The following is a 13,327-nucleotide window of genomic DNA, read 5'->3' on the forward strand; positions in this document are numbered from 1 at the left end:
ATGAGCACTACTGATAATCTTTCTATCCCACATTTTCACATTACTGCAATTCCCGAGCAGCTCGAAAAATTAAACAAGAACATCTACTTAGAGCTATGGATCCCGGCAGTCCTTCGCCTTAATCAAGATGAATATCAAATAAAGCTGGCCTATCGGGGCTCACATACCCGTAAATTTCCAAAAAAATCGTTCCAGGTCAAGTTCATTTCACCAATGGTTTACAAGGGTGAACGAGAGTTTCATCTTAATGCCGAATATGCAGACCCCTCACTCATACGAAACAAACTTTCCTTTGACTTTTTTACCCGTATCGGAACCCTATCACCTCAAACCTACCATGTGCTGCTGTACATCAATGAACAATTTGTCGGTATATATTTGAAGCTTGAATCTGTAGATGATCGTTTTTTACAAACAAGAGAATTGCCCGACGGGCCGATTTATTATGCCATAAATTCGAAGGCCAATTTCTCGCTTCTTAATCCTAAAACCTCTGAAGTTAAAGACTTCCTTGAAGAAGGGTATATGAGAAAGTGCGGAACTGCTGTAGACGATGCCGATTTACGCACGTTTATTTATAAAATCAACACTACCCCAGTCGCTCAATTTGAAGCCGAAATTGAAAAGCTGTTGGATGTCGATAGTTATCTTCGGTGGTTAGCGGGAGCCGTATGCACTCAAAACTTCGACGGTTTTATTCATAATTACGCTTTATACCGCAATAGAGAAACAGAACGGTTTACTATCATTCCGTGGGATTACGACGCAACCTGGGGAAGAAATGTGAACGGACACGTACTGAAGCATACGTATCTTCCGATAGAGGGGTTTAATACACTCACTGCGCGTATCTTGGATGTGTCCTCGTTTCGCTCATCATATTGTAATCTTTTGCATGCCATTTTTCGCGAGCATTTTACGGAGATGGCACTGGAGCCTGAAATTATTTCACTGCAGCAATTGCTTCATCCATTTATCCATCTCGATCCTAATAAAAAAGTCGGCGATGGCATATTTTTAGGCGAGCGAGGATTCATTCTTTCTTTTATCGAGAATCGGAGGACATTTTTGATGGAGAGTATAGAGTCATTTCAAGCCCCCAAAAAATAAGATAAGCAAAGCTCTTCAAGTTTTCTATTTGGTTCTTCGAAGGATAACCAGATCGTCCACATATCGGACGAGCGTGGGCTTCAACCTTAAGATCCCTCCACCAGTTGCCTGTTAGCTACGAAGCGACTTGGCTCGCTCTTACCTCGATTTAAATTTCATAAATTTAGTTGTGCCTAGCTTGCAAGGCGCGCTAAAACATAAAAACCCCACTTCATTGAAGTGGGGCCGCCTATAAATATTGTCGCCTGCTATTCATCCGGCAATTAATTCCTACACCTTACGTGAAGTCAACTTCGCCTGCGTCAGCAACATCAAGTAGTCGTAGCCGCCAGCCTTGGAGTCGGTACCCGACATGTTGAACCCGCCGAAGGGGTGTACGCCAACAAGTGCTCCTGTACATTTGCGGTTGATGTACAAGTTACCGCAATGAACGGTCTCTAACGCTTCTGCGATGCGATCTTCATCCGTGGAGAAGTAAGATCCCGTCAACCCAAACTCCGTATCGTTGTACATCGCAATCGCTTCCTGCCAATCCGCGGCTTTCGCAATCGCAAGCACAGGCCCAAAGATCTCTTCCTGCATCAGGCGCGCCTTGCCACTCACATCACCGAACACGGTTGGCTGAATGTAATAGCCATTGCCTTCCGCTTTGCCGCCGCCAACTAGCAGCGTGCCTTCGCTTTTGCCAACCTCGATGTAGTCCAAAACCCGCTCATACGATGCTTTATCAATGACCGGACCTGCCGCGAAGTTTAACTCTGGCAGTCCGCTTTGTAGTCTGTTCGTGTATGCGACAATCTTCTCAACCACTTCATCGTAGACCGATTCTACAATGATTGCGCGGGAACCCGCGGAACATTTCTGCCCTTGGAAGCCAAATGCCGAAGCCACAATCGCAGCAGCAGCTGCATCCAGATCCGCTGTTTCGTCGACAACGATGCCGTCTTTTCCACCCATTTCAGCGATGACTCGCTTAATCCAAATCTGCCCTGGAGCCACATCAGCAGCCAAACGGTTAATCCGTAAGCCAATTTCTTTCGAACCTGTGAATGAGATAAAACGTGTTTTCGGATGCGTCGTCAAATAGTCGCCAACCTCAGCACCACTGCCCGGAATGAAGTTGATCACCCCCGCTGGCAGACCTACTTCCTCCATCAAAGCGATAAATTTATGTGCGATAACAGGTGTCGTAGATGCTGGCTTCAACAACACCGTATTCCCGGAAACAACAGCAGAAACCGTCATTCCTACACAAATTGCAAGTGGGAAATTCCACGGCGGAATCACAACGCCAACACCAAGCGGGATATAGGAAATCTGGTTGTTCTCACCAGGAATACGCACCAAAGGCTGTGTCTCATTGATCCCGCTCAAACGGATCATTTCACGCGCATAGAACTCGATGAAATCAATCGCTTCCGCGGTATCGACATCCGCTTCGACGTAGTTTTTACCAGACTCAAGGATCATCAGTGCTGAGAATTCATGCTTACGAGCACGCATAAGTGCCGCCGCTTTGAATAAATATTCCGCGCGCTCTCTAGCGGGAACCTTCTTCCAGGACTCGAACGTTTCGAGTGCGGTGTTCATTGCTTTTTCAGCCAAAGCCTGATCAGCCTTACTCACGTACCCGATCACTTCATCCACATTGCCTGGATTGATTGATGTAATCTTCGCTTCCGTCATGACCTTCTCAGATCCAATATATAACGGGTACTCGCGCCCAAGCTCGCCCTTCACCTTCGCAATAGCATCTTGCATCGCCTTCAAATTGTCCTCTAGTGCAAAATTCGTAAACGGTTCATTCGCGTATGGAATTACCTTCGTTGATAATGTAGTCATGTATAATGGCTCCTCTCCGGATAGAAAGCTATTTATTTGTTTAATCGTATTTAAACTTTATTTGAACATATTTTTAAGCACAAACCAGACATTGGCTGGACGCTCTGCTAACCTTCTCATGAAATAACCGAACCAATCCACGCCATATGGCACGTAAATACGAACACGGTAGCCTTCTTTCACGAGTTGCTTTTGCAAATCTTCACAGATTCCATAAAGCATTTGGAACTCGAACTGATCTTTCCCGATGTTATTCTCACTCACGAATTGTTTCGTGAAATTAATAATCACCTCATCATGACTAGCGACAGCTGTATAGTGTCCATTCAACAGATGCTTCTGAATAATGACTTTGTAATTCTCATCGACAGCACTTTTCTCTGGAAAAGCAACCTCAGGAGACTCCTTATAAGCTCCCTTCACCAATCGCAAATTCGCGCCAAGCTCATGTAAATCATCAATATCCTTCAGAGTGCGGAACAGATAAGCCTGAATCACGATCCCGACATTGTCGTATTCTTGACGAAGCTCGCGGTAAATATCAAGCGAAACCTGACAATGCGCATAATCCTCCATATCGATACGGACAAAATTCCCATGCATCCGCGCACGATCCAATATCCGTTTCATGCTGCTTACGCAAAGTTCTCTGCTAATATCTAATCCTAAGGAAGTCATCTTCAAGGATAAATTGGAGCGAACGCCCGACTCCGCAATCGCGTCGAGGGTTTGGATGCACATCGCAGCCGATTCTAACGCTTCTTCCTCGCTAAAAACAAACTCGCCCAAATGGTCCAACGTCGCCACGCGGCCATCTTGATTCAAACCACGCACGGCATTGATCGATTGCTGAATCGTCTCACCAGCTACAAAGCGTGCTGCGCCAAATCGGAGTCCATATTTCTTCGCTAAGCGATTGGCTGCGCGACTTTTGCCTAGGGATTGAAACATATTACGCATCATGAGTTCCATCTGTGGTTGCCTCCAAGAAGAAATTGTACACTTGTGTTTAATTTATAATCAAATTATACACTTTATTTTCGATTTTGAACACTATTTGTTTAAAAATAATTTCAAACTTGTACAATACACCGTTAATTCATGTCATATCTGTACAATATTCATCATAGAGCCAAGTTGTGTTGAATCACCTACCTTTTCATGGTAAATTAAAACCAAATAAGGCGGATAAAAGAGGGTTAACATGTTCATTCCTGAACACTTTCCATTACACACACAGATTCAAAGACTTCCAATAGAGACGACATTTACGGAGCTCATTTCTATTATTCAAAAAGGAACCGCCGTAATCGTCCAACAAGAAGGTGCCGCAGCATTATTTACACCAGAGGATGCAGAGTTATTGAAAGCTTTTGAAGCATCGACGATGCTTGCACATCTTGTAAATATGAACTATTTTAACGTTCCAAATTGCTCATTGAAGGAGCTCCACGACCCAGACCACATTCAGCAGCTGATACGCAGAGAAACTCGCTCCTTTCTTTGCACCAATGAACAAGACACTATTCTAGGCTATGTCCCCCTAGGTGCATATGCCGCATATGTGATGAATGAAGGGCAGAAGTGGTACGCCTACTTCGCTGCTCTCGCAGATACTGTGACTGACGCCGTCACCGTTGTTGATCGGGATGGTGCCGTGATTTGTTGGAACCCTGTCGCAGAAGAGCTCTATGGGCTGCCGCGTGAAGACATCGTTGGCAAGCGCATAGGTGAACATTTTGATGTGGAAACCTTAATGGTTTTGAAAATGTTAGATGAAGGCAGACTCATTCGCAATACATATCACCGCCCAAGACCTGACACACATGTACTCATTAATGCATCACCGATCAGAGATGCCGCAGGCACGATAATTGGCGGTATTGCAACTGAACAAGATATTACTCAATTGGTGCGACTTAACGAACAATTAACAACAGTCGAGTCCGTTGGGCTTCCGAATGAAGCGTCGCAAGATGACCCTTTTGCCCTTATCAAAGGAAAGGGGCCTGCCATCGGCAAAGTTATTCAATGGGCCAAAAAAGTCGCGGCTACGGATACCCCCGTCCTGCTCATCGGAGAATCAGGCGTTGGGAAAGAGCAACTCGCCCAAATTATTCATCAATCGAGCTCGCGCTCGAAGCAGCCTTTTATAACTGTTCATTGCGGCATTGTACCTGCTGGCATTTTGGAAACGGAATTGTTCGGCTATCAAGGTGGGGCATTCAGTGGAAACGAAAGTGGTCAACCCGGTAAATTAGAATTAGCCAAAGAGGGTACACTATTTATTAACGAAATTGAGAAAATGTCTCTGGAGCTTCAAGCCAAACTCTATCGATACATCACCAAGCAAATGCTTGTCCGTTCTGGCGGCAATCAACCTATCAGTGTAAGAACTCGCATTATTATTGCAACTACGCAGGATCTTGCTAGCAAGGTTGCTTCCCATGAATTCAGAACTGATCTTTACTATGCGCTGAATGTTGTTTCTATCCGAATCCCACCTTTGCGTGAACGAAACGAAGATATCCCGGCGATGGTTCATATGTATTTGAAGCAATTTTCAATGCATTACCAGAAACCAGCACCTGGTCTGTCGCCAGAGGTAATTCTAGCGCTGTCCCAATACAATTGGCCTGGCAACATTCAAGAATTGAAAAATATCATTGAGCGGTGCATTATTTTAAATGAAGATGAGATGATCACGCTTGAACATTTACCACCTGCCTTGCAAGAGCAGCAGCCAAGTCTGATTCAGGATGCAGAAGCATACGGTTTTCAACTGAAGGAAAAAGCTGCAGAAACGGATGAAATCACGTTAATCGAAGAAGCTTTAGCCAAAACAGCGGGCAACAAAAGTGCGGCAGCAAAGTTACTTGGGATCTCTCGCGGAACGCTTTACAATAAAATGAAAGAATTCGAGTTGGAATAAATAGAGTTCGCGTAATAAGAAAAAGCTCAAGTAACTACCATTCATCCCTAGTAATAGACTGGGCAATGAATAGGAGTTACCTTGAGCTCTGTTATTAATAACCTAACTATTATCTAAACATTAGTTAATCGTAATACCTGCACTAGCAAAGCCTATTACAGTTTCCAGAAGATCTAGACCGCCTGTATCGAGGGAGAATACCATTAAGAGGCGATCTTGTGCTGCAACTGCCACATTAACTGGAAGTATTGCATTCCTAGTCGTACCTATATTAATTAAACCAGTTAATGCTGGAGTCAACGGTAATACAGCAGAGGTCGGCGAGAAGATATTACTACCTGCAGCTGCTCTATATAAGGTTGCCCTGATCGTGACTGGGCTTGCCACCGTGACGCCAGCCGTAACACTGAAAAATGCAGATATAGATGTGACTGTTCCGGCGCGAGGTGAGGAGAATGCGAAGTCGAGAAGTCCACCGCTTGCCGAGAGATTAATAGTTGCTCCACCAACAACAACATTATCGACTGAACTTCCGAAGCCGATAAGGCCTCCAGTGTTGAGCACACCTCCTATAACCGATGCTAATGCTACTGGAATACCTGATGCAAATGGAATAATGGATCCCGGTCCGGCTGCTCCCGTGGCTCCTGTCGCTCCAACTGCTCCCGTTTCACCTGCTGCTCCAGCTGCTCCCGTGGCTCCTGTTGCTCCTACTGTTCCTGCTGCTCCGGCTGCTCCCGTGGCTCCTGTTGCCCCTACTGTTCCGGCTGCTCCCGTGGCTCCTGTTGCTCCTGCAACTCCGGCTGCTCCCGTGGCTCCTGTTGCTCCTACTGTTCCGGCTGCTCCCGTGGCTCCTGCTGCTCCTGCAACTCCGGCTGCTCCCGTGGCTCCTGTTGCTCCTACTGCGCCAGCTGTCCCTGGCGCACCTGTTGCTCCCGTCGCTCCAGTTTCTCCTACCCCTGGACCCGTTGGTCCCATCGGACCTATTGCTCCCGTTGCTCCCGTTGCTCCTACACCCGTTGGACCCATCGGACCTAACGGCCCCATTGGTCCCATTGCTCCCGCTGCTCCTACACCCGTTGGACCCATCGGACCCATCGGACCCATCGGACCTAACGGCCCCATTGGCCCCATTGGCCCCATTGCTCCCGCTGCTCCTACACCCGTTGGACCCATCGGACCCATCGGACCTAACGGCCCCATTGGCCCCATTGGACCCATTGGACCCATTGGCCCCATTGGCCCCATTGCTCCCGCTGCTCCTGGTGCCCCGGTTGGTCCAGTGCCCCCAATTCCGTATGGTCCTGTTGCTCCAGTAGCTCCTGCTGCACCATGCGGTCCCGTTGGTCCATGGTGTCCATGATGTCCATGATCCCCTTTAGGACCTGTTGGACCTGTATGGCCTCTTTTACCTCTATCGCCATCGTCGCCTTTTTTGCCTTTTGGCCCTTTTGGCCCTGTTGGCCCTGTTGCTCCGATTGCTCCTGTTGCTCCATTTGCTCCAGTTGCACCGTGTGCTCCTGCTTCTCCAGTTGCCCCTGTTGCACCAGCCGCTCCTGCCGCTCCTGCTGCTCCTGCTGCTCCAGTGAAACCTCTGAAACCTCTAAAACCGCGTGGACCGCGATCTCCTTTGGGGCCTTTTTTACAGCATTTCCGCTTGATTTTCTTAAATACAATTTTGTGACAGTGTTTCTTCACTCTTTTCTTACGTTTATGGCAGCCGCATCCACTTACTTTATGGAGCTTCGCTCCACTTTTTTTAATAATTACACGTTTTTTCACTGTCGTGGTACTTTTCTTTTTGCCAACTAAGAGACTCAACTACAACACCTCCTGTGATGCTTCATCATACGGATTATCCCAGAGGTTTGTCTGTACTTTTTGGCAATAGATGGTTGTCCAGTCCAAAATATGCATATGACTATATGTATAGGAAAAATGTTTCTTCAATAGAAGCAAGAGTCAAAACTACTACGTCGAGGAGGATGAATACATATCACCCGCTACCAAATTACCCAAAAAAAAAGACTCTATCTCCTAGATTTCATTCCCATCAAACATCATAGGGCAATGAAACCAGACAGAATAGAGCAATTTTCCAACTGAATATTGGATAGTATTTTGAAAATATTAGTTAAGTGTAATACCAGCACTTGCATACCCAACTACAGTATTTAGAAGTGAAGCACCTGCTGCAGTAGCAGAAAACACCATTAACAGACGTGTTTGTGCTGGAACAGAAATCGATAAACCTGTAGTAATACCACTAGTAATATCACCTAAGGATATTGGGGTTGGAAGACCTGGTGATAATGTTACGACAGCACCTGGAACTGGAGTAAATGAATTGCTAGTTGCCGTTGCGCTAAATAATCGAGCAGTTACTGTAATCGTTGTTCCTATACCGATAGCTAATGCTGCAGTCTCACTGAAGAACGCTGAAATTTCTGTGATAATTACAGGTCTCGATACAGAAAATGCAAAGTCAAGAAGAGGACCCACAATAGTACCTGTTAAATCGATAACTGGACCAGGTAATAAGGTAACATTAGAAGCTGAACTTCCAAATCCTACAAGTCCTGCTGTTCCAGCTAATCCAAGTGCAACAGTTGTCATCGTAATTGGTCCACCAGATGCAAATGGAACATATGCGCCTGATCCGGGTATACCTGTAGCTCCTGTTGCTCCAGCTGCTCCCGTTGCACCAGTTGCTCCGGTTGCTCCAACTTCTCCTGTTGCTCCGGTTGCTCCCGTTGCTCCTGTTGCTCCGGTTGGTCCTGGTGGACCACCTGCTGGCCCCGTCGCTCCGGTCGCTCCTGTGTCACCAACTGCTCCGGTTGCTCCCGTTGCTCCCGTTGCTCCTGTTGCACCAACAGCTCCAACGACACCTGTTGCTCCCGTTGCTCCGGTTGCTCCGGTTGCTCCAACTTCTCCAACTGCTCCTGTTGCTCCCGTTGCTCCGGTTGCACCAACAGCTCCAACGACACCTGTTGCTCCCGTTGCTCCCGTTGCTCCAACTTCTCCAACTGCTCCGGTTGCTCCCGTTGCTCCTGTTGCACCAACTGCTCCAACGACACCTGTTGCTCCCGTTGCTCCGGTTGCTCCAACTTCTCCAACTGCTCCTGTTGCCCCCGTTGCTCCTGTTGCACCAACTGCTCCAACTTCTCCTGTTGCTCCGGTTGCACCTGTTGCACCAACTGCACCAACTGCTCCTGTTGCTCCGGTTGCTCCAACTACACCTGTTGCTCCTGTTGCACCTGTTGCACCAACTGCACCAACTGCTCCTGTTGCTCCGGTTGCTCCAACTACACCTGTTGCTCCCGTTGCTCCGGTTGCTCCAACTTCTCCAACTGCTCCTGTTGCCCCGGTTGCTCCKGTTGCTCCAACTACACCTGTTGCTCCCGTTGCTCCGGTTGCTCCAACTTCTCCAACTGCTCCTGTTGCTCCGGTTGCTCCNCGGTTGCTCCTGTTGCTCCAACTACACCTGTTGCTCCCGTTGCTCCGGTTGCTCCAACTTCTCCAACTGCTCCTGTTGCCCCGGTTGCTCCTGTTGCTCCAACTACACCTGTTGCTCCCGTTGCTCCGGTTGCTCCAACTTCTCCAACTGCTCCTGTTGCCCCGGTTGCTCCGGTTGCTCCAACTATACCAGTTGCACCCGTTGCTCCTGTTGCTCCAACTTCTCCAACTGCTCCKGTTGCTCCCGTTGCTCCGGTTGCTCCAACTACACCTGTTGCACCCGTTGCTCCGGTTGCTCCAACTTCTCCAACTGCTCCKGTTGCTCCCGTTGCTCCGGTTGCTCCAACTACACCTGTTGCACCCGTTGCTCCGGTTGCTCCAACTTCACCAACTGCTCCTGTTGCTCCGGTTGCTCCAACTACACCTGTTGCACCTGTTGCACCCGTTGCTCCGGTTGCTCCAACTTCACCAACTGCTCCTGTTGCTCCGGTTGCTCCAACTTCACCTGTTGCACCTGTTGCACCAGTCGCTCCTGTTGCACCAACTGCTCCATCTGCACCCGTTGCTCCGGTTGCTCCTGTTGCTCCATCTGCACCTGTTGCTCCTGTTGGTCCCGGTGGACCACCAGCTGGACCCGTTGCTCCGGTTGCTCCTATTGCTCCTGTTGCTCCGGTTGCTCCTGTAGCTCCTGTTGCTCCCGTAGCTCCGGTTGCTCCTGTCACACCTGTTGCTCCTGTAGCTCCTGTCGCTCCTGTCGCGCCTGTTGCTCCTGTAGCTCCCGTTGCTCCTGTTACTCCTGTTGCTCCGGTTGCTCCTGTTGCTCCGGTTGCTCCTGTAGCTCCGGTTGCTCCGGTCGCTCCGGTCGCTCCTGTGTCACCTGTTGATCCCGTTGCTCCTGTTGGTCCCGGTGGACCACCAGCTGGACCCGTTGCTCCGGTTGCTCCTATTGCTCCTGTAGCTCCTGTAGCTCCTATCGCTCCTGTAGCTCCCGTAGCTCCTGTAGCTCCTGTCACACCTGTTGCTCCTGTCGCACCTGTAGCTCCTGTAGCACCAGTAGCTCCCGTTGCTCCTGTAGCGCCTGTCGCACCTGTAGCACCTGTCGCTCCTGTTGCTCCTGTTGCTCCTGTTGCTCCTGTAGCACCTACGGCACCTGCAGCACCCGTAGCTCCAGTTGCACCTACAGCACCCGTAGCTCCTGTAGCACCTGCAGCACCCGTAGCTCCAGTTGCACCTGCTGCTCCTGTCGCGCCTGTTGCTCCTGTTGCTCCTGTAACACCACCTACATAAGGAAATTCTATTTCAATTTCCCCACCGTTGTACAATTCAATCTCAATTTCCTCGACCTGGATCCAATCAATGTCTTCTAGAAAATCCTCAAGCTCGGACATTCTTTGAATGGGGCCATCGCCTATTTCGAACTTTATTTTGTATTCTTCTTCGTCAAAATACTCGATTTCAATTTTTTTGATGTTCATTATTCCTACGATTCCAATTAAATTCATTAACTGAGCAAGTTTACTCAACGTACTTTCACCTCCATATTATATTAATGCTAGTAATCTGCAATCGAGATACGGTTTCTTTTAATAAGCCCAACCTCCCTTAATTAAAATGAAACTACTCTAGTTTCCTCGTATAGTATATGTGTACAAACTTTCAGTGCATGGACGAATGAGAGAGGACAAATGATGGAAAAAAACATTATTTGTAAATACTTGATTGAATTAGGTGCTAAAGTTCGAACTAGAACCTCCCAACGCACTTCTAAACACATATCGAACATGTAATAGTTGATAGACTTCAAGTCATATGTACCGCAAAAAGAAGCGGCTGCGCCCAAATATATGGGGAGCAGCCTCTTCTTTTATAAACCTGATGTATCCGTAATATACTGCATCACCGTATCTACCTTTTCGTCGCTAGGAACAAGAATTCCTAATCCATTATTCGTGTAAACGCGATGGAAGCTTAGAGAGAAAGTCGTTACCTTCAAGAAATCTTCTATTGCTGTCAATACACCGTTTTCTTCCCCATATTCATTCATCGCATTGAACTGGGTTTCATTAATCCCCCCTGTTTCAACAAGCTCACTGGAGCCAGCTTTAACCCCTTTTTGGGCATGCAATTTACGATATTGGGTAGGTATCGTTTCGGGAAAGTAGTAAGAATCACGTCTTCCATATGGCCACTCCGTATCATGAAGAATGACAATCGGAAATTTACCTGATCTAATTGCCATTTGCTCTATTGCCATTAATTCATGATAAACGGTGTACCAATTATGGTCTCCGTCGATGAGAAATACATCAGCAGCTTGAAGTTCTGATAATACCTCCAGACTGTGCTTTTGATGAAAGACTAATTCCTCTGAAAAAACAGCTTCATAAGCATAAGTATTAAATCCCGGTGCAGGATCAATGACTGTTAGCTTACCGTTCATTATTTTACAAAACTCAAGCAATTTTATGGTCGTACGACCACCTAGGAAAACGCCAATTTCTACAATGTGTTTAGCCTCGTATTTGATTAGAATGGGTTTTATTATTTTTTCAAAAAACCGTTCCATACCGCAACTCCTTTTTGATCACCATATTCCGTCAAAGGAATTTTGGTTCGATGTAACCATCCTGTATATAAAAGAATCTCATGATAAGGAGCTTACCCTTTATTCATATGCCGTGCCCTCTTATTGAAACTATGAATAGTTTAGAAAGACCAGATTCGATTTTATTCCATGTATAGAAAGCGAGTGAAAACGTTGATTACCATTAGTCTTTGTCTTATCGTTAAAAATGAGGAGAAAACACTACGACCTTGTTTATCTTCCGTTGCGAAAGCGGTTGACGAGATCATCATAGTAGATACCGGTTCTACCGACCAAACGAAATCGATAGCAAACTCCTTTACGGATCACATCTATGATTTTAAATGGATAGATGATTTCTCGGCAGCACGTAACTTTGCTTTCCGGCGAGCCACGAAAGACTACATTCTATGGCTGGACGCGGATGATATTTTGAAAGAAGAAGATTGCAACAAGCTTATAAAGTTAAAAGCAGATCTGGAGCCTTCCGTCGATTCGGTCACGATGTTTTATAATTATGCCTTTGATGAATTTGGCACCCCGACTTTCAGATTTAAGCGAAATCGGTTGGTGAAACGGGAGAATCAGTTCAAATGGATAGGCGCGATCCACGAATATTTAGAGGTTAGCGGCAATATTATGGACTCTGACATTACCGTTACACATTGCCGAATCCATACGAAGAGCGACAGGAATCTCAAAATATTCCAGAATAGACTACTGCGTGGAGAAACGTTCACGCCAAGGGATTTATATTATTTCGCGAATGAATTAAAAGATCATAACAAGTATGCAAAAGCAATTATTTATTACAATAAATTCTTGGCGAATGGAAAGGGCTGGGTGGAGGATGAAATCTCCTCCTGCAGTAATCTAGCGGATTGTTACAATCAGCTAGGCAACAGTGAAATGGAATTACAGTCCGTTTTCCGATCCTTTCAATATGACAGCCCGCGTGCTGAGTTCTGTTGTCGTCTAGGCTATTATTTTCTAACTCGGAAGCAATATGAACCAGCTGTGTTTTGGTACAAATTAGCTTCAGAACTGCAGGTCCCGACACACAATTTGGGATTCTCTAATCCTAAATTTTCAACTTGGCTGCCACATCTACAACTCTGTGTCTGTTATGACCATCTAGGGCAACACGCAAATGCTTATAAGCACAATGAAATTGCCCGCACCTACAGACCCAAAGATCGGAATATCCAGCATAATAAAAAGTACCTTGAGTCCGTTCTGCATATTTCGGACAGCTCTCAAGACGCAGAATGAGAAAGAAAACAGCGGCTGCGCCCTATTTGAACTGTGACCCTAATTGTGGACGTTTTAAAAGAAAGACCCCATGGCCTAATTAGGCCGCTAAAAGGTGACTTCTGAATTCATCAGGAGTCATCTTTTTTAAT

At 46.8% G+C, this 13,327-nt stretch carries 8 protein-coding genes and 1 pseudogene; 3 read left to right on the forward strand and 6 right to left on the reverse strand.

The window, feature by feature from the left end:
• Positions 1-1,110, forward strand: coding sequence for a CotH kinase family protein (locus tag ASL11_RS04235; RefSeq protein WP_056610078.1), 1,110 nt, complete (start codon positions 1-3; stop codon positions 1,108-1,110).
• 270 nt (positions 1,111-1,380) lie between these two features.
• Here ASL11_RS04235 and pruA read toward each other — a convergent pair whose 3' ends face one another.
• Positions 1,381-2,952 (reverse strand): L-glutamate gamma-semialdehyde dehydrogenase, encoded by a 1,572-nt coding sequence (pruA, locus tag ASL11_RS04240; protein ID WP_056610081.1) that lies wholly within the window; start codon positions 2,950-2,952, stop codon positions 1,381-1,383.
• Positions 2,953-3,009: 57 nt separating this feature from the next.
• Complete coding sequence (locus ASL11_RS04245) at positions 3,010-3,924, reverse strand: proline dehydrogenase family protein (protein ID WP_056610094.1); 915 nt, start codon at positions 3,922-3,924, stop codon at positions 3,010-3,012.
• A 232-nt stretch (positions 3,925-4,156) separates the two neighbouring features.
• Between ASL11_RS04245 and ASL11_RS04250 the strand changes: the two genes are divergently transcribed.
• Positions 4,157-5,884 (forward strand): sigma-54 interaction domain-containing protein, encoded by a 1,728-nt coding sequence (locus ASL11_RS04250; RefSeq protein WP_056610097.1) that lies wholly within the window; start codon positions 4,157-4,159, stop codon positions 5,882-5,884.
• 120 nt (positions 5,885-6,004) lie between these two features.
• On the opposite strand, the gene ASL11_RS37965 is transcribed toward ASL11_RS04250, so the two are convergent.
• From ASL11_RS37965 to ASL11_RS04275, 4 genes and pseudogenes are all read right to left on the reverse strand, one after another.
• A complete protein-coding gene (locus ASL11_RS37965; RefSeq protein ID WP_082595242.1) occupies positions 6,005-7,705 on the reverse strand; it encodes an exosporium glycoprotein BclB-related protein in 1,701 nt (566 codons plus the stop codon).
• A gap of 309 nt (positions 7,706-8,014) precedes the next feature.
• Positions 8,015-9,340, reverse strand: a 1,326-nt coding sequence (locus tag ASL11_RS35345) for an exosporium glycoprotein BclB-related protein (protein ID WP_082595247.1), incomplete at its 5' end; no start/stop codon positions are given.
• A 1-nt stretch (position 9,341) separates the two neighbouring features.
• Positions 9,342-10,617: pseudogene (locus ASL11_RS35610) on the reverse strand (hypothetical protein); the annotation flags it as partial.
• Positions 10,618-11,204: 587 nt separating this feature from the next.
• Entirely contained in the window at positions 11,205-11,906 is a 702-nt protein-coding gene (locus tag ASL11_RS04275; protein WP_056610111.1) for a class I SAM-dependent methyltransferase, read from the reverse strand.
• Between the two features lie 192 nt (positions 11,907-12,098).
• On the opposite strand from ASL11_RS04275, the gene ASL11_RS04280 reads away from it, so the two are divergent.
• Positions 12,099-13,196, forward strand: coding sequence for a glycosyltransferase family 2 protein (locus ASL11_RS04280; protein WP_200962407.1), 1,098 nt, complete (start codon positions 12,099-12,101; stop codon positions 13,194-13,196).
• Positions 13,197-13,327: the final 131 nt, after the last annotated feature.

The sequence above is a fragment of the Paenibacillus sp. Soil750 genome, assembly GCF_001428045.1.
Classification (GTDB): Bacteria; Bacillota; Bacilli; order Paenibacillales; family NBRC-103111; genus Paenibacillus_E; species Paenibacillus_E allorhizoplanae.